The organism is Streptomyces rectiviolaceus (assembly GCF_039533825.1).
GTDB lineage: Bacteria > Actinomycetota > Actinomycetes > Streptomycetales > Streptomycetaceae > Streptomyces > Streptomyces rectiviolaceus.
The window spans coordinates 18,663-33,261 of record NZ_BAAAUG010000102.1; the positions used below are offsets into that span (position 1 = coordinate 18,663).

Below are 14,599 nucleotides of genomic sequence, written 5' to 3' on the forward strand. Positions count from 1 at the left end.
ATGACCGCGCCCCCCACGACCGCGCCCTCCACGACCGCGCCCCCACGCGTCCTGACCGTCGCGGGCTCCGACTCCGGCGGCGGCGCGGGCATCCAGGCCGACTTGAAGACGATGCTGGCGCTCGGCACGCACGGCATGAGCGTCGTCACGGCCGTCACCGCGCAGAACTCCCTCGGCGTACAAGGCTTTTGGGAGCTGCCGGTGGAGGCGGTGCGCGCGCAGTACCGCAGCGTCGTCGACGACATCGGCGTCCAGGCCGTCAAGACCGGCATGCTGGCGTCGGCTGAACTGGTCGAGACGGTCGCCGAGTTGATCGCGGGCACGGACGCCCCCTCGGTCGTCGACCCGGTGGGCGTCTCCAAGCACGGCGACTCGCTCCTGGCGGCCTCCGCACTCGACTCGGTCCGTACGAAGCTGCTCCCTGTCGCCACGGTCGCCACCCCGAATCTCGACGAGGTCGCACAGCTCACCGGCGTCCAGGTGGAGTCCGAGGAAGGAATGCGGCGGGCGGCGGCGGCCCTCCTGGCGTACGGCCCGCGATGGGCCCTCATCAAGGGAGGGCACCTCCAGGGCGACGCGGTGGACCTGCTCACCGACGGCTCCGATGAGCACTGGCTGCGCGCACCCCGCCACGACAACCGGCACACGCACGGCACGGGCTGCACCCTCGCAAGCGCGATCGCCTCGCACCTGGCCAGGGGCCTGCCGGTGCCGGAGGCCGTCGCGGCGGCGAAGGAGTACGTGACCGGGGCGATCGAGGCCGGGTTCGCGCTCGGCGGCGGGATCGGGCCCGTGGATCATGGGTGGCGGTTCAGGGACCAGTAAGTACTGGCGGAAGTGCTGCCGGGCGCTTATGGGCACACGAAAGAGCCGGTCCTCCGAAGAGGACCGGCTCTTTCAGCAACCAGCTAGGTGGCCGCGCTTACTTTGCGTCAGCGCGAGACCTTGCCGGCCTTGATGCACGAGGTGCAGGCGTTGAGCCGCTTCGGCGTCCCGCTGACCACGGCACGAACGCGCTGGATGTTCGGGTTCCAGCGACGGGACGTACGGCGGTGAGAGTGCGAGATGTTGTTGCCGAAGCTCGGCCCCTTGCCGCAGACGTCGCAGTTGGCAGCCACGGGTCACTCCAAGACTTCAGATGCACTTACGGGTAATCCCGGCATGCCGGGATCAGTGCAATGATCGTGGGTGGCGTTGCCAGGAGGAATGTCCCGATGGGTATCGGGCAACCGGAGCAGCATACAACGACTGCTTCGGTAGAACGAAACTACCATGTCTCGCCCCGGCCCCGCCCCGGGCCCATCGCCCGTCCCGGTCTACGCTGCGTCCATTCCGGATGCCCTTAGGAGGCGAGCAGGTGCCGCAGAACCTCGACGCCGTCGCGGTGCGCGCCTGGTGCGGCCTCGCTCTGGACGCCCTGGGAGGGGCCCGCGAGGAGATCGACGCGATCAACGTCTACCCGGTCGCGGACGGGGACACCGGAACCAACCTCTACCTGACGGTGGAATCGGCGTCCCAGGCGATCGACGCGGTCTTCACGGGCCTCGAGCCGACCCGGCCCACCCTGGCCGAGGCCGTGCGGGCGATGGCGCACGGCGCGCTGATCGGGGCCCGCGGGAACTCGGGCACGATCCTGTCGCAGCTACTGCGGGGGATGGCGCAGGTCCTGGGCGCCGACCGTGAGACCGATCACGCCGACGGCAGGGCGCTGGCGCTCGCGCTGCGGCGGGCCGCCGATGCGGCGTACCAAGCGGTCGCGCATCCCGTCGAGGGCACGGTCCTGACGGTGGCATCCGCCGCCGCGGACGCGGCTTCCGGCGTCGGCGGCGACTGCGGTCTTGTGGCGCGGGCCGCGTACGACGGTGCGTGCCGGGCGCTGGACGAGACGCCGGAGCAGCTCGTGGTGCTCGGCGGCGCCGGGGTGGTGGACGCCGGGGGGCGTGGGCTCGTGGCGGTGCTCGGGGCGCTGGTGGGGGCGCTGTCGGGCGAGACGGTGCTCCTGAAGACGGCCTCCCCGTACGCGAGGACGACTGCCTCGGGCGGCCACGCGCGCGTGCAGGCCGTGGCGGACGCCGTCGAGTGCGAGGACCTCCCGGTCGATGCCGCGGCCCCCGCCTTCGAGGTCATCTACCTCCTGGAAGCCGATGACAAGGCCGTCGCGCGGCTGCGGACGCGGCTCGACGGGCTCGGTGACTCGCTCGTCGTCGTCGGCGGCGACGGGCTGTGGAACGTCCACGTCCATGTGGACGACGCCGGCGCCGCCGTCGAGGCGGGCGTCGAGGCGGGGCGGCCCCACCGCATCCGCATCACCCACTTCGGGGTGGGCGACGCGCACACCGCGGGCGCGGCGCAGCCGCCCCGGGAGCGGGCGCAGCGCGGGATCGTCGCCGTCGTGCCGGGGGAGGGGCTCGCAGGGCTCTACGCCGAAGCCGGGGCGACGACCGTGCCCACGCGACCCGGGGAGCCGCCCGCCAGCGGAGAGCTCGTCGAAGCGATCCGGCGGGCCCACGCACGCGAGGTGGTGCTCCTGCCGAACGACGCCGAGCTGCGCCACACCGCTGCCGCCGCCGCGGAGCAGGCCCGCACCGAAGGGGTGCGCGTCGCGCTGATCCCCACCCGGTCCGCGGTCCAGGGCATCGCGGCGCTCGCCGTGCACGAGCCGGACCGCCGCTTCGACGAGGACGTCGTCGCGATGACATCGGCGGCCGGCGCCACCCGGTACGCCGAACTGGCCGTCGCCGAGCGGCAGTCGTGGACCATGGCGGGCATCTGCCAGGCCGGGGACGTCCTCGGCCTGATCGACGGCGACGTCGCGCTGATCGGCGACGACACCACACGCACCGCACGGTCCGTCCTCGACCGGATGCTGGCCGCGGGCGGCGAGATGGTCACCCTGGTGCTCGGCGAGGACGTGCCGGACAGCCTCGGCGAAGAGCTGGAGAAGCACGTGCGCGAGGCGCATCTGGCGGTCGACACGGTGGTCTACCGCGGTGGACGCCAGTCCGCTCTGCTGCTCATCGGCGTGGAGTAGCCGCCGCCGTCGGCCTTTCTGACCAGCGGATTTCGGGGACGTACGCCGAATTGTCAGTGGTGTGGTGTGCAATGGATCTCGTGCCCGCGCTCGAAGAACCCCTGAAGAAAGTGGTCGGTCCCGCCACCGCGAAGGTGATGGCCGAGCACCTGGACCTGCACACGGTCGGCGACCTGCTGCACCACTACCCGCGCAAGTACGCGGAGCGGGGCGAGCTCACACGCCTCGCCGACCTGCCGCTCGACGAGCACGTCACGGTGGTCGCCCAGGTCGCGACGGCGCGCATCCTGACGTTCAACGGCGGCAGGGGCCAGCGCCTCGAAGTGACGATCACCGACGGCAGCGGCCAGCTCCAGCTGGTCTTCTTCGGCCGCGGCATCCACAAGCCGCACAAGGACCTGCTGCCCGGCACACGCGCGATGTTCGCGGGCAAGGCGTCCGTCTTCAACCGCAAGATGCAGCTCGCCCACCCCGCGTACGAACTGCTGAAGGGCGACCCCGACAACCCTGACAGCGCCGACGAGGCCGTCGACTCATGGGCGGGCGCCCTGATCCCGATCTATCCCGCCACCGCCAAGCTGGAGTCCTGGAAGATCGCCAAGTCGGTCGACGCGGTCCTGCCCAGCGCCCAGGAAGCCGTCGACCCGCTGCCGCCGAGCCTGCGCGAAGGACGGGAGCTGATCCCGCTCCCAGAAGCGCTCCTGAAGATCCACCGCCCGCACACGAAGGCGGACATCGAATCGGCCCGCGACCGCCTGAAGTGGGACGAGGCCTTCGTCCTGCAAGTGGCCCTGGCCCGCCGGAGGTACGCGGACGCGCAGCTCCCCGCTGTCGCCCGGCGCCCCCGCGATGGCGGCCTGCTCGACGCCTTCGACGCCAAGCTGCCCTTCACCCTCACCGAGGGCCAGGAGAAGGTCTCCAAGGAGATCTTCGACGACCTGGCGACCGAGCACCCGATGCACCGCCTTCTCCAGGGAGAGGTGGGCAGCGGTAAGACCATGGTCGCCCTGCGCGCCATGCTCGCCGTGGTGGACGCGGGCGGGCAGGCCGCGATGCTCGCGCCTACCGAAGTCCTCGCCCAGCAGCACCACCGCTCGATCACCGAGATGATGGGCGATCTTGCCGAGGGCGGCATGCTCGGCGGCTCGGACCAAGCCACGAAGGTCACGCTGCTCACCGGATCCATGGGTGTGGCGGGCCGCCGTCAGGCCCTGCTCGACCTGGTCACCGGCGAGGCAGGGATCGTCATCGGGACGCACGCGCTGATCGAGGACAAGGTCCAGTTCCACGACCTGGGCCTGGTCGTCGTCGACGAACAGCACCGCTTCGGGGTCGAGCAGCGCGACGCCCTGCGCGGCAAGGGCAAGCAGCCCCCGCACCTCCTCGTCATGACGGCCACGCCCATTCCGCGCACGGTCGCGATGACGGTCTTCGGCGACCTGGAGACCTCGGTCCTCGACCAGCTCCCCGCGGGCCGCTCGCCGATCGCCAGCCATGTCGTACCGGCCGAGGACAAGCCCCACTTCCTTGCGCGCGCGTGGGAGCGCGTGCGCGAAGAGGTCGAGAACGGCCATCAGGCGTACGTGGTGTGCCCCCGGATCGGTGACGAGGAGGACGACCCGAAGAAGGCCAAGAAGAAGGCCGAGGCGGCCGACGAACCAGCCACCGCCGAGAAGCGGCCTCCGCTCGCCGTCATCGAGGTCGCCGAGCACCTCGCCCGTGGCCCGCTGAGCGGCCTCAAGGTCGAGGTCCTGCACGGCCGCATGCAGCCCGACGACAAGGACGCGGTGATGCGCCGCTTCGCCGCGGGCGAGACGCAGGTCCTGGTCGCGACGACGGTCATCGAGGTCGGCGTGAACGTCCCGAACGCCACCGCCATGGTGATCATGGACGCGGACCGCTTCGGCGTATCGCAGCTGCACCAGTTGCGCGGCCGCGTCGGCCGTGGCTCGGCCCCCGGCCTCTGCCTCCTGGTCACCGACATGCCCGAGGCGAGCCCCGCCCGCGCCCGCCTCGGAGCCGTGGCCGCGACGCTCGACGGCTTCGAGCTCTCCCGGATCGACCTGGAGCAGCGCCGCGAGGGCGACGTACTGGGCCAGGCGCAGTCCGGTGTCCGCTCCAGCCTGCGCATGCTCGCGGTCATCGAGGACGAGGAGATCATCGCCGAGGCCCGCGAGGAGGCCGTCGCGGTGGTCTCCGCCGACCCGGACCTGGAGCACCTGCCCGAGCTGCGCACGGCCCTGGACGCCCTCCTGGACGACGAGCGCGAGCAGTACCTCGACAAGGGCTGACAAGGGCTGAGACAAGGGCTGAGACACGGGCTGACAGGCAGCCGGGGCACAGGGGCTGAGACACTGAGTCCGGATCTTCCCGCACGTTCGTTCACCGACAAGGACTCAGATGACCCGCGTGATCGCCGGTGTGGCCGGCGGACGTCGCCTCGCCGTCCCGCCAGGAAACGGCACACGGCCCACGACCGACCGCGCACGTGAGGGCCTGTTCTCCACCTGGCAGGCCCTGCAGGGCACGCTGGACGGGGCACGCGTCCTCGACCTGTACGCCGGGTCCGGAGCGATCGGCCTCGAAGCGCTCTCGCGCGGCGCGGGCCACGCCCTGCTCGTCGAGGCCGACGCCCGCGCGGTGCGCACGGTCAGGGAGAACGTGAAGGCCATCGGCCTGCCCGGCGCCGAGGTCAGGGCGGGCAAAGCGGCCCAGATCGTCCAGGGCGGCGCCCCCACGACCCCGTACGACCTGGTCTTTCTCGACCCTCCGTACGTCGTCACCGATGACGATCTTCGCGAGATCCTGCTCACACTCCGTGCGGGGGGCTGGCTCACGGACGATGCGCTCGTCACCGTTGAACGCAGTACCAGAGGCGGAGAATTCGGCTGGCCCGACGGCTTTGAAGCACTGAGGTCCCGTCGCTACGGCGAAGGCACGTTTTGGTACGGTCGCGCCGCCTCTACGTGCGACGACTCAGTGATCGCGCCATGACCGGACCGGAGAGCGAGGGACTTCAGTTGCGCCGCGCCGTCTGTCCGGGGTCATTCGACCCCATCACCAATGGACACCTCGACATCATCGCCCGCGCCTCCAGGCTGTACGACGTGGTGCACGTCGCGGTGATGATCAATCAGTCGAAGAAGGGCCTGTTCTCGGTCGAGGAGCGGATCGAGCTGATCCGCCAGGTCACCGCCGACTTCGGGAACGTCGAGGTCGAGTCGTTCCACGGTCTTCTTGTCGACTTCTGCAAGCAGCGCGACATCCCGGCCATCGTCAAGGGTCTGCGGGCGGTCAGCGATTTCGACTACGAGCTGCAGATGGCCCAGATGAACAACGGCCTCTCGGGCGTCGAGACCCTCTTCGTGCCCACCAACCCCACCTACAGCTTCCTCTCCTCCTCGCTGGTCAAGGAGGTCGCGGCCTGGGGCGGCGACGTGGCCCACCTGCTGCCGCCGGTGGTCCACGAGGCGCTGGTGGAGCGCATCGGCAAGAAGTGAGGCCCCGGACGAGCCGCTGACAGTCCCTCACCCGGTGTCGGACGGCAGCCGACTGGCCTTACAGTCGTGCCGTCCGTCTCCAACCAGCTGTAGAGAGTGGCGAGCACACGGTGGACGTGCAGAAGAAGATCGACGAGATCGTCGAGGCGGTCGGCAGTGCCCGGTCCATGCCCATGTCGGCCTCGTGCGTGGTCAACCGCGCCGATCTGCTGTCGATGCTCGAAGAGGTGCGCCAGGCGCTGCCCGGCTCCCTCGCCCAGGCCCAGGAGCTCATCGGCGGCCGCGAGCAGCTGGTCGAGCAGGCCCGCCAGGAGGCGGACCGGATCATCGAGACCGCGCACGCCGAGCGCGGTTCGCTGATCTCCGACACGGAGGTCGCCCGCAACTCCCAGGGTGAGGCCTCACGCATCCTCGCCGAGGCCCGCCAGGCCGCCGACGAGGTCCGTGTCGAGGCCGACGACTACGTGGACAGCAAGCTGGCCAACTTCGAGGTCGTCCTCACCAAGACCCTCGGCTCGGTCGGCCGTGGCCGCGAGAAGCTCCTCGGCACCGGACCCGGCCTCGACGAGCAGGGTTACGAGGACGAGGACGCCCCGCAGCGCAGCCACGACCCCGAGACCCTGCGCCGGGACGCGGACGCGTACGTCGACGCCAAGCTCGGTGCCTTCGAGGCGGTCCTCGCCAAGACCCTGGAGGCGGTCGGCCGCGGCCGGCAGACCCTGCACGGCCGTGCGCCCGCCGACGACCTCGCGGGCCTCGCCGAGGGCCTCGGATCGCAGGCGCACACCACGGACGCCGAGTACCTCGCGGGTCTCACCGACCCCGCGGCTCCCGTGCCTGCGGCTCCGGTCCCCGCGGCTCCACAGCCGCCCCAGGCACCCCAGGCGCCCCCGCAGATCCCCGTGCAGCAGCCGTACGCCCCGCCCCAGCAGGAGCCGGACCCGTACGCGTACCAGCAGCAGGACCAGTACGCCTACCAGCAGCAGTACGCCCAGCAGGACCCGTACGGCTACCAGCGGCAGGATCCGTACGGCTACCCGCAGCAGGGATACGACCAGACCCAGCAGCAGGGGTACGGGGACCCGCAGCAGCAGCATCACCCCGCCCCCGGGGTGCTCGACGAGACCAGTCTCTTCGACACCGGCATGATCACGGCTGAGCAGCTGCGCCAGTACGAACAGGGCCGCTAGCGCCTGCTGCGAGGTCCGTCCGGTACCGGATTGGGCCGTGAGCGAATGGTCCAGTATCCTGGCTCTTCGGTCGCGCGTACGTCCGCGATCCAGGCTGCCCGGCTAGTGAGCGAAGCTCACGACAGGGGTGGCCTTCCTTGAACTTCCAGGATTCGAAAGCAGGAAAAGCCCTGAGTGCTCGCCTTGACCACCGCAACCCTCTCGTGTTCGACACACACGAGCTGGGTCGGCGTCCCGGTGCGCTGCAGCGGCTGACCCGTTCCATCGAGGCGCCCGGTTCTCCGGACGTCCTCGGTATCGACGGGGTGATCGGAGTGCCGGAAGGCGCACCGGTCGAGCTGGAGATCCGTCTTGAGTCGGTCATGGAAGGGGTGCTTGTCACAGGCACCGCCCGTGCGTCGGCCGAGGGGGAGTGCGTAAGGTGTCTGGAGCCGCTGAAGCTTGAGGTGGAAGCGGACTTCCAGGAGATGTTCTCGTACCCTGACGCCGATGACCGGGGCCGCACTGCGGAACCGGCCGACGACGCCGAGGACGACGAGGACAGGCTCTATCTCGAGGACGGTTTGTTCGACCTCGAGCCCGTGCTGCGTGACGCGGTAGTGCTCGCACTGCCGATGCAGCCGGTGTGCCGGGACGACTGCCCGGGCCTGTGTTCCCAGTGCGGAGCACGGCTCGCGGACGACCCGGAGCACCACCATGACGCCCTCGACATCCGTTGGGCGGCACTGCAGGGACTCGCCGGGACCATCCAGGACGGCGAGAAGGACGACGTGAGCGGCGCCGAAGCCGGCGTCGACGAGAAGCAGGAGAAGTAGCCGTGGCTGTTCCGAAGCGGAAGATGTCGCGCAGCAACACGCGCCACCGCCGGTCGCAGTGGAAGGCTGCGGTCCCCACTCTGGTTTCGTGTGAGCGTTGCCAGGAGCCGAAGCTGCAGCACATCGCGTGCCCGAGCTGCGGCACGTACAACAAGCGCCAGGTCCTCGAGGTCTGAGCGGCTGGTGAGAGGCACCGTGTCTAGCCACAAGATGGCGGAAGACGCCAACGCTGAAAAGGCTGCAATCGCCAAGAAGCAGGCGGAAAACACGGCCTCGTCCCACACGCTTTTGGAAGGGCGGCTCGGGTACAAACTCGAGTCCGCCCTTCTGGTGCGTGCACTGACCCACCGTTCGTACGCGTACGAGAACGGCGGTCTGCCGACGAATGAACGGCTCGAGTTCCTCGGGGACTCGGTGCTGGGACTCGTCGTCACGGACACGCTCTATCGCACCCACCCCGACCTGCCCGAAGGCCAGCTGGCCAAGTTGCGGGCCGCGGTGGTCAATTCGCGTGCGCTGGCGGAGGTCAGTCGAGGCCTCGAACTCGGCCTCTTCATCCGGCTCGGCCGGGGCGAAGAGGGCACGGGTGGCCGGGACAAGGCATCCATCCTCGCCGACACCCTTGAAGCGGTGATCGGCGCGGTCTATCTGGACCAGGGTCTGGACGCGGCGGGCGAGCTGGTGCACCGGCTCTTCGACCCGCTGATCGAGAAGTCCTCGAACCTGGGCGCGGGCCTGGACTGGAAAACCAGCCTCCAGGAGCTCACCGCGACCGAGAGCCTCGGTGTTCCCGAGTACCTCGTCACGGAGAGCGGCCCGGACCACGAGAAGACCTTTACTGCTGCCGCCCGCGTCGGAGGCGTCTCGTACGGCACCGGCACCGGCCGCAGCAAGAAGGAAGCGGAGCAGCAGGCCGCGGAGTCCGCGTGGCGTGAGATTCGCGCTGCCGCGGATGAGCGGATCAAGGCGGCGGAAGTCGCCGCCGCGGTTCCCGCTGTCGCGGAGGTTGATGAGGGCGCCGAAGCCTCGTCTGCCTGACAGTCGCTTTATTGTTGGTGCCGGTTGCCCTTTGGGTGGCCGGCACCAGCTTTTTTCGCCGCTTCGCGGCATTTTTTCCCACCCACCCGATTACCCCGGAGTGAATCCCCGTGCCCGAGCTGCCCGAGGTCGAAGTCGTCCGGCGTGGGCTTGAGCGGTGGGTGGCTCATCGCACCGTTGCCGATGTCGAGGTGCTGCATCCGCGTGCCGTGCGGCGGCATCTCGCGGGTGGTGAGGACTTCGCGTCGAGCCTCAAGGGTCACCGCGTCGGTACGGCGATGCGGCGCGGGAAGTATCTCTGGCTGCCCGTCGAGGACGGCGGCACCTCGATCCTCGCCCATCTCGGCATGAGCGGGCAGCTGCTCGTCCAGCCCCAAGAGGCGCCGGACGAGAAGCACTTGCGGATCAGGATCTGCTTCGCCGACGCGCTCGGCACCGAGCTGCGCTTCGTCGACCAGCGCACTTTCGGCGGGCTCTCGCTGCACGAGAACACCCCGGACGGACTGCCGGACGTCATCGCGCACATCGCGCGCGACCCGCTGGACGAGAAGTTCGACGACGCGGCCTTCCACGCCGCGCTGCGCCGCCGTCGTACGACGATCAAACGCGCCCTGCTCGACCAGTCGTTGATCAGTGGGGTCGGCAACATCTACGCGGACGAGGCCCTTTGGCGGGCGAAGCTGCACTACGAGCGCCCCACCGCCACGTTCACGCGCCCGCGCACGGCCCAACTTCTGGGCCACGTAAGGGATGTGATGAATGCCGCGCTCGCCGTCGGAGGCACGAGCTTCGACAGCCTGTACGTGAACGTGAACGGTGAGTCCGGGTACTTCGAGCGGTCGCTCGACGCCTATGGCCGTGAGGACGAGCCGTGCCGCCGCTGCGGTACGCCGATGCGCCGGCGCCCCTGGATGAACCGCTCCAGCTACTTCTGCCCGCGCTGTCAGCGACCGCCGGCCGCCACGCGGTCGTAGCGCTCGCGCGCTTCGAGCACGCCGTCCATCCTGCCCTCCACGAAGTGGATGAGGCTCATCAGACGGTCGGTGATCTCCCGTCCCAGCGGGGTGAGTTGATAGTCGACGCGCGGCGGGTTGGTGGGCTGCGCCTCGCGGTGGACCAGGCCGTCGCGCTCAAGGGCGTGCAGGGTCTGGGACAGCATCTTCTCGCTCACGCCGTCGACCCGGCGGCGCAGTTCGTTGAAACGGAACGTGCCGTCATGCAGCGCGCCCAGGGTGAGCGCGCCCCAGCGTCCGGTGACGTGCTCCAGGGTGCCGCGCGAGGGGCACTGCTTGGAGAACACGTCGTACGCCATGTCCTGGGCGTCGTCGGCCTGAGCGGTGGAGTCCATGCGGCCAGCATACTCCGGCGCAGCGCCACCTCACGGGTGGCGCTAACTGAGGGTTAGTGCGACCTAGAAGCCGAAGTCCTGCGTCCACCACGGGCCGCCCGACGCGAAGTGCGCGCCGACGCCCAGGGTCTTGTAGTCGCAGTTGAGGATGTTGGCCCGGTGGCCGGGGCTGTTCATCCAGGCGTCCATCACGGACCGGGCGTTCGCCTGGCCGCGGGCGATGTTCTCGCCGCCCAGATCCGCTATCCCGGCCTTCTCGGCGCGGTCCCACGGGGTCGCGCCGTCCGGGTCGGTGTGGTCGAAGAAGTCACGCTCGGCCATGTCCGAGCTGAAGCCTCCGGCGAGCGAGGCGAGCGAGGCGTCGGTCCGCACGGGGGAGCAGCCCACCTTGGCCCGCTCCTCGTTGACCAGGGTGAGCACCGCGGCCTCGGCCGCGCTCTCGGCGGACGGCGACTTCGGGCCGGTGGCCGGCGGGGCCTTCGGCTTCTCGGAGGGGGCGCGCGAGGGGCTCGGGGGCGTCGTCGTCTTCTTCTCGTCGGGCTCCGGCGCGGGTGCCTGGGTCGACGGCTTCTTCGAAGGCTCGGCCGAGGGCTTCTCGGTGGACTGCGAGGGCGAAGGGGACGGGGCGTCGGGGCGGTCGGAGCCGCGGCTCGGCGGCGCCGACTCGCGGTCGGCGGTGCCGTTCTCGCCGCCCTGGGGCGTCACCTCGCTGGGGGTGGTGGCGGCACGCACCTTGTTCGAGTCGCCGCCACCGCCCAGGGAGTAGTTCTCGGCGCCCGGGACCAGACCGGACGCGACGGCCACGGCGCCCATCGCCACGGCTGCGGACACACCGAGCAGGCCGGTGCGCACCGGTGCGGCGCGGCGGCCCCTGCGGCGGTGCGACATGGTGGCGGGGCGGGGCTCCGGGGCGCCGGCGTGCTCGCCCGCGTATCCGCCGGAGACCCCGGTGGCGCGGCCGGTGGCGGCTGCCCCTGCGCCGGAGCGTCGGTGGCGTCCCATCTCCTGGCCTTCCTCGTCCTGAGCGGTCAACGTGACTCACCCATACGGGTGAGGCTCATCGAGTCGGGACTGTACGCGATGGCGCATGGGGACGAAGTGCTCCGAGAGCAATTGGCCGGTTAGCGTGCACCCATGAACGAAGAAGTCAGAGTCACGGCCTGGGTGCGTGGCCAGGTGCAAGGCGTGGGTTTCCGCTGGTTCACGCGGGCCAAGGCTCTGGAGATCGGGGGCCTGAGTGGTTTTGCTCTCAATCTGGAGGACGGCCGTGTGCAAGTCGTCGCCGAGGGGCCGCGCGCGGACGCCCAGGGACTGCTCGACTGGCTGCGCGAGGGCGACACACCCGGCCGCGTCGACGGCGTCACTGAGATCTGGGACACTCCGCGCGGCATCTACGACACGTTCGCGATTCGCTGACGGAGAGCGGCCGTGCGGACCCGCTCCGGTGTGGCCGCGGCAACTGCCCGGGGCAGGAAAGACCTGGTGGTTGCCAAGAACGGCCCGTCGTGGCAGGCTCCCGGGTGAAGGATGATCGACACGCCCCCAGGGCCCCGCAGCAGAGGCAGCGCCGCCGTTTATACGGCCGCAGGCCCCCGGGTCGCCCGCCAATACGGGGCGTGATCGTGTTGACCGTCAAACTTTTTGGTGAGACTCTGGAAGCCCCGCGCACCTTAGCTGTTTGGCATGTGAGAACGGCCAGCAAGACCCAGTAAGAACAACGAGTGCCAAGCACCGCGGGTGCGATTCCCTCACGACCCACACCGCTTCGGTCGGTCACTCATTGTGGAGGACCATCCATCATGGCAAAGGCGCTTCTCGGTTACGTCGGCGGTTCCGACCCGCGACTTCTCGCCGAGATGCGACGGCTCCAGCAACGCGTCCAGGACCTGGAATCTGAGCTCGTGAAGATCCAGGCCGAGAACGACGCGCTCGCGGCTGCCGCTTCTCACGAATCGCTCCTGGAGAGCATCGACGTACCCCAGGCGGAGCCTGCGCTCACCTGACCATCACCCTCAGTAAGGCGCTCACCTCACACGACCTCGCGTAACGCCTGAGGGCGTCACGCACTCCTCGGTCCGTGAGATGCCTGTTAACGCATGCGGTCAGGCTGCCCATGTCAGCCGCTTGTCCAGATCTGCAAGGGACGCTTCGGCGTCCCTTCTTTCTTGTCGTCGCGTGCGCCGCTTCCTTTACCGTCTGATGTGCCCTGCATCTTCCTGGGTGAAACGGTCAGTGAAAGGTAGAGTCCGGCTGCGTGCACCTCAAGGCCCTCACACTGCGCGGTTTCAAATCCTTCGCGTCGGCCACGACGCTGAAGTTCGAGCCGGGCATCACCTGCGTCGTCGGACCGAACGGCTCCGGCAAGTCCAATGTCGTGGACGCGCTGTCCTGGGTCATGGGCGAGCAGGGCGCCAAGTCGCTGCGCGGCGGCAAGATGGAGGACGTCATCTTCGCCGGCACGACCGGGCGCCCGCCGCTCGGCCGTGCCGAGGTCTCCCTCACCATCGACAACTCCGACGGCGCCCTGCCCATCGAGTACGCCGAAGTCACCATCACGCGGATCATGTTCCGCAACGGCGGCAGCGAATACCAGATCAACGGGGACACCTGCCGGCTGCTCGACATCCAGGAACTGCTCTCCGACTCCGGCATCGGGCGCGAGATGCACGTCATCGTCGGGCAGGGCCAGCTCGACGGCGTACTGCACGCCGACCCCATGGGGCGCCGCGCCTTCATCGAGGAGGCAGCGGGCGTCCTCAAGCACCGCAAGCGCAAAGAGAAGGCGCTGCGCAAGCTCGACGCGATGCAGGCCAACCTCGCCCGCGTCCAGGACCTGACCGACGAACTGCGGCGACAGCTCAAGCCGCTCGGCCGGCAGGCCGCCGTCGCGCGCAGGGCCGCCGTCATCCAGGCCGATCTGCGCGACGCCCGCCTGAGGCTGCTCGCCGACGATCTCGTACGCCTGCGGGACGCGCTGCAGACCGAGGTCGCCGACGAGGCCGCGCTCAAGCAGCGTAAGGACAGCGCCGAGGCCGAGCTGAAGAAGGCGCTCCAGCGTGAGGCGGAGCTCGAGGACGAGGTGCGCCGCCTCACGCCGCGGCTCCAGCGGGCGCAGCAGACGTGGTACGAGCTGTCGCAGCTGGCCGAGCGCGTGCGCGGCACGGTGTCGCTGGCGGACGCCAGGGTCAAGAGCGCGACCGCGGCGCCCCCGGAGGAGCGGCGCGGCCGTGACCCCGAGGACATGGAGCGCGAGGCCGCGCGGATCCGCGAGCAGGAGGCGGAGCTTGAGGCCGCGCTCGAAGCGGCCGAGCACGCGCTCGAGGACACCATCGGCCACCGTGCCGACCTGGAGCGGGAGCTGGCCGTCGAGGAGCGCCGCCTCAAGGACGTGGCACGGTCCATCGCCGACCGGCGCGAAGGGCTCGCGCGGCTGAACGGTCAGGTCAACGCGGCGCGCTCGCGGGCGGGCTCCGCACAGGCCGAGATCGACCGGCTCGCCGTGGCGCGCGACGAGGCGGGGGAGCGCGCGGTCGCCGCCCAGGAGGAGTACGAGCAGCTGAAGGCGGAGGTCGACGGGCTCGACGCCGGTGACGCGGAGCTCGGCGAGCGGCACGACGAGGCGAAGCGTTCCCTCACGGAGGCCGAGGGCGCGCTGACCTCGGCACGGGAGGCGGCGA

The 14,599-nt window shown here is 70.0% G+C and carries 16 protein-coding genes; 13 read left to right on the top strand and 3 right to left on the bottom strand.

The features are described 5' to 3' along the window. Complete coding sequence (gene thiD / locus ABD378_RS27210) at positions 1–825, top strand: bifunctional hydroxymethylpyrimidine kinase/phosphomethylpyrimidine kinase (protein WP_344524765.1); 825 nt, start codon at positions 1–3, stop codon at positions 823–825. Between the two features lie 107 nt (positions 826–932). Here thiD and rpmB read toward each other — a convergent pair whose 3' ends face one another. Next, positions 933–1,118, bottom strand: a complete 186-nt coding sequence (rpmB, locus tag ABD378_RS27215; RefSeq protein WP_160507429.1) for a 50S ribosomal protein L28 — start codon at positions 1,116–1,118, stop codon at positions 933–935. A gap of 218 nt (positions 1,119–1,336) precedes the next feature. On the opposite strand from rpmB, the gene ABD378_RS27220 reads away from it, so the two are divergent. The 9 genes from ABD378_RS27220 (at position 1,337) to mutM (ending at position 10,548) form a co-directional block, all read left to right on the top strand. Continuing rightward, a complete protein-coding gene (locus tag ABD378_RS27220; protein ID WP_344524768.1) occupies positions 1,337–3,031 on the top strand; it encodes a DAK2 domain-containing protein in 1,695 nt (564 codons plus the stop codon). A 71-nt stretch (positions 3,032–3,102) separates the two neighbouring features. Further along, positions 3,103–5,322 (top strand): ATP-dependent DNA helicase RecG, encoded by a 2,220-nt coding sequence (gene recG / locus ABD378_RS27225; RefSeq protein ID WP_344524770.1) that lies wholly within the window; start codon positions 3,103–3,105, stop codon positions 5,320–5,322. Positions 5,323–5,431: 109 nt separating this feature from the next. Continuing rightward, positions 5,432–6,025: a 16S rRNA (guanine(966)-N(2))-methyltransferase RsmD gene (gene rsmD / locus ABD378_RS27230; RefSeq protein WP_344524772.1), complete on the top strand. Its 594-nt coding sequence runs from the start codon at positions 5,432–5,434 to the stop codon at positions 6,023–6,025. A gap of 26 nt (positions 6,026–6,051) precedes the next feature. Beyond that, positions 6,052–6,531, top strand: coding sequence for a pantetheine-phosphate adenylyltransferase (gene coaD / locus ABD378_RS27235; RefSeq protein WP_344524793.1), 480 nt, complete (start codon positions 6,052–6,054; stop codon positions 6,529–6,531). Positions 6,532–6,641: 110 nt separating this feature from the next. Next, positions 6,642–7,721, top strand: a complete 1,080-nt coding sequence (locus tag ABD378_RS27240) for a cell division initiation protein (protein WP_344524774.1) — start codon at positions 6,642–6,644, stop codon at positions 7,719–7,721. Positions 7,722–7,891: 170 nt separating this feature from the next. Next, the gene (locus ABD378_RS27245; protein WP_344524795.1) at positions 7,892–8,536 is read left to right on the top strand and encodes a YceD family protein; all 645 of its coding nucleotides are present in this window, start codon (positions 7,892–7,894) and stop codon (positions 8,534–8,536) included. 2 nt (positions 8,537–8,538) lie between these two features. Continuing rightward, positions 8,539–8,712 carry a 50S ribosomal protein L32 gene (rpmF, locus tag ABD378_RS27250; RefSeq protein WP_003965982.1) on the top strand — a complete coding sequence of 58 codons (174 nt, stop codon included), beginning with the start codon at positions 8,539–8,541 and terminating at the stop codon, positions 8,710–8,712. Positions 8,713–8,719: 7 nt separating this feature from the next. After that, positions 8,720–9,574, top strand: a complete 855-nt coding sequence (gene rnc / locus ABD378_RS27255) for a ribonuclease III (RefSeq protein WP_344524776.1) — start codon at positions 8,720–8,722, stop codon at positions 9,572–9,574. Between the two features lie 110 nt (positions 9,575–9,684). Then, entirely contained in the window at positions 9,685–10,548 is an 864-nt protein-coding gene (gene mutM, locus ABD378_RS27260) for a bifunctional DNA-formamidopyrimidine glycosylase/DNA-(apurinic or apyrimidinic site) lyase (RefSeq protein WP_344524778.1), read from the top strand. On the opposite strand, the gene ABD378_RS27265 is transcribed toward mutM, so the two are convergent. Continuing rightward, a complete protein-coding gene (locus ABD378_RS27265; protein WP_344524780.1) occupies positions 10,518–10,922 on the bottom strand; it encodes a winged helix-turn-helix transcriptional regulator in 405 nt (134 codons plus the stop codon). The two genes, mutM and ABD378_RS27265, sit on opposite strands and share 31 nt — an antisense overlap. Positions 10,923–10,985: 63 nt before the next feature. After that, a complete protein-coding gene (locus ABD378_RS27270; protein ID WP_344524782.1) occupies positions 10,986–11,924 on the bottom strand; it encodes a CAP domain-containing protein in 939 nt (312 codons plus the stop codon). A 132-nt stretch (positions 11,925–12,056) separates the two neighbouring features. On the opposite strand from ABD378_RS27270, the gene ABD378_RS27275 reads away from it, so the two are divergent. From ABD378_RS27275 to ABD378_RS27285, 3 genes are all read left to right on the top strand, one after another. Continuing rightward, positions 12,057–12,338, top strand: coding sequence for an acylphosphatase (locus ABD378_RS27275; RefSeq protein ID WP_344524784.1), 282 nt, complete (start codon positions 12,057–12,059; stop codon positions 12,336–12,338). 383 nt (positions 12,339–12,721) lie between these two features. Further along, a complete protein-coding gene (locus ABD378_RS27280; RefSeq protein WP_135333243.1) occupies positions 12,722–12,925 on the top strand; it encodes a hypothetical protein in 204 nt (67 codons plus the stop codon). A 251-nt stretch (positions 12,926–13,176) separates the two neighbouring features. Beyond that, a partial coding sequence (locus ABD378_RS27285; RefSeq protein ID WP_344524787.1) for a chromosome segregation SMC family protein occupies positions 13,177–14,599 on the top strand: 1,423 nt, incomplete at its 3' end.

What these genes read in the sequence shown, in the direction of transcription:
- thiD (WP_344524765.1), top strand. Translation starts at nt 1, where the DNA reads ATGACCGCGCCCCCCACGACCGCGCCCTCCACGACCGCGCCCCCACGC.
- ABD378_RS27220 (WP_344524768.1), top strand. Translation starts at nt 1,337, where the DNA reads ATGCCCTTAGGAGGCGAGCAGGTGCCGCAGAACCTCGACGCCGTCGCG.
- recG (WP_344524770.1), top strand. Translation starts at nt 3,103, where the DNA reads ATGGATCTCGTGCCCGCGCTCGAAGAACCCCTGAAGAAAGTGGTCGGT.
- rsmD (WP_344524772.1), top strand. Translation starts at nt 5,432, where the DNA reads ATGACCCGCGTGATCGCCGGTGTGGCCGGCGGACGTCGCCTCGCCGTC.
- ABD378_RS27265 (WP_344524780.1), bottom strand. Translation starts at nt 10,922, where the DNA reads ATGGACTCCACCGCTCAGGCCGACGACGCCCAGGACATGGCGTACGAC.
- ABD378_RS27270 (WP_344524782.1), bottom strand. Translation starts at nt 11,924, where the DNA reads ATGGGACGCCACCGACGCTCCGGCGCAGGGGCAGCCGCCACCGGCCGC.
- ABD378_RS27275 (WP_344524784.1), top strand. Translation starts at nt 12,057, where the DNA reads ATGAACGAAGAAGTCAGAGTCACGGCCTGGGTGCGTGGCCAGGTGCAA.
- ABD378_RS27280 (WP_135333243.1), top strand. Translation starts at nt 12,722, where the DNA reads ATGGCAAAGGCGCTTCTCGGTTACGTCGGCGGTTCCGACCCGCGACTT.